Genomic DNA, 1,354 nt, shown 5'->3' with positions numbered 1-1,354 from the left:
GGCGTGGCGCATGCGGCGGCATTCTGGAATCGACGCTGGCGGGCATGGAAGCGCTGGGGTGCCCGGCGCGCGACATCCGTGCCGTTGTCGGCCCGTGCATCGCCCCACGGAGTTACGAGGTCGGGCCGGACATGCGCGATGCGGTGCTGGCGCAGGATGCCGGTGGCGCCGCGTTCTTCACCCCGGCGTCACGTGCGGGGCATTTCATGTTCGACCTGCCGGGCTACTGCGTCATGCGCCTTCAACAGTGCGGCGTTGCGGGGGCGACGGCGATGGGACTCGACACCCTGTCCGATGAAGCCCGCTTTTTCAGCCATCGCCGCCGCACGCTGGCCGGGGGCGGGGCCATCGGGCACCAGATTTCCGTTATCGCCTGCCGGGCGATATAAGGAAGCATGATGCCTGAAGTTTCTGTCCGGCGGCTGATCCCGCTTTCAGCCGTTGTCGTGCTTTCCCTGCTTGGTGGATGTGTCAGCGTGCCGCAGCCTTTCCGCCATGATGGCGCGGGGGGCGCGGCGCAGGCTCCGGCGGCCCGGCTGGCCATTCCCCTCTCCACCGAATCAGGCACGGACATGGCGGGGGCGGGGGTCTGGCAGCACGCCATGGTTGACGCCATGCTGGCCCAGTCCGTGCCCGCCATGGCGCAGGCCACCCATCCGGGTGACTGGTGGCTGAAAATGACGGCCGAGTTCCATGATGGCGCGGTTGTTCCGGTTTATGCCGTCATCACCGAAGGGGGAGGAACGCGGCCACATGAATGGCGCGCCCGTGCCCGCTGCGCGGTGGCAGGCAAAGGATGCGCAGGCGACGGTGCGCTCCGCGCGGGAGGCGGCGCCCGGCGTGGCGGATCTGCTGACCGGCATACGCGCCGCGCAGATGCAGAAAGACCCCAACAGCCTCAAGAACCGTCCGGCGCATGTCTATTTCGCGGGGGTGCATGATGCTCCGGGCGATGGGGACCGCGCGCTGGCCCGCGCCTTTATCGCGGCCTTCCCCGATGCGCAGGAGGATATCCGCCATGGCGCGGGCGGCGCGGATTACACGGTGCGCTGCACGGTGGTGCTGAACAACGCGGTCATGACCACCTCCACCACTCCGCAGGAACATATCACGCTGACATGGCAGGTGCTGGACGCGCAGGGCCACGAAGCAGGCTCCGCCACCCAGATTCACGACATCGCGGCCCATTCGCTCGACCACCAGTGGGGGATGTCGCGGTCGCGGCGGCGGATGAAGCCGCTGGCGCGGTCCGCCAGATCATCACGCGCTATTCCGGCCGTGCCAATGTGCCCCTGCCAGCCGATGGCGTCCTGCCTGCCCAGCAGGCGACGCCGCTTCCGCATCCCGCCGCCAG

The 1,354-nt window shown here is 68.7% G+C and carries 2 protein-coding genes and 1 pseudogene; 2 read left to right on the top strand and 1 reads right to left on the bottom strand.

All coding sequences use genetic code 11. The annotated features are described in order from the left end of the window. On the top strand, positions 1-389 hold a 389-nt coding region (locus JCM25156_RS16695; RefSeq protein ID WP_025814016.1), incomplete at its 5' end, for a laccase domain-containing protein. A gap of 171 nt (positions 390-560) precedes the next feature. Here JCM25156_RS16695 and JCM25156_RS31570 read toward each other — a convergent pair. Next, positions 561-755 (bottom strand): hypothetical protein, encoded by a 195-nt coding sequence (locus tag JCM25156_RS31570; protein WP_242402723.1) that lies wholly within the window; start codon positions 753-755, stop codon positions 561-563. Between JCM25156_RS31570 and JCM25156_RS25595 the strand changes: the two are divergent. Beyond that, a pseudogene (locus tag JCM25156_RS25595) lies at positions 754-1,354 on the top strand (hypothetical protein); the annotation flags it as partial. The gene JCM25156_RS31570 and the pseudogene JCM25156_RS25595 sit on opposite strands and share 2 nt — an antisense overlap.

The sequence above is a fragment of the Komagataeibacter kakiaceti JCM 25156 genome (genome assembly GCF_000613305.1).
The sequence above is the reverse complement of the archived record's forward strand: the minus strand, read 5'-3'. Positions and strand labels throughout refer to the sequence as shown.

What these genes read in the sequence shown, in the direction of transcription:
- JCM25156_RS31570 (WP_242402723.1), bottom strand. Translation starts at nt 755, where the DNA reads ATGTGGCCGCGTTCCTCCCCCTTCGGTGATGACGGCATAAACCGGAAC.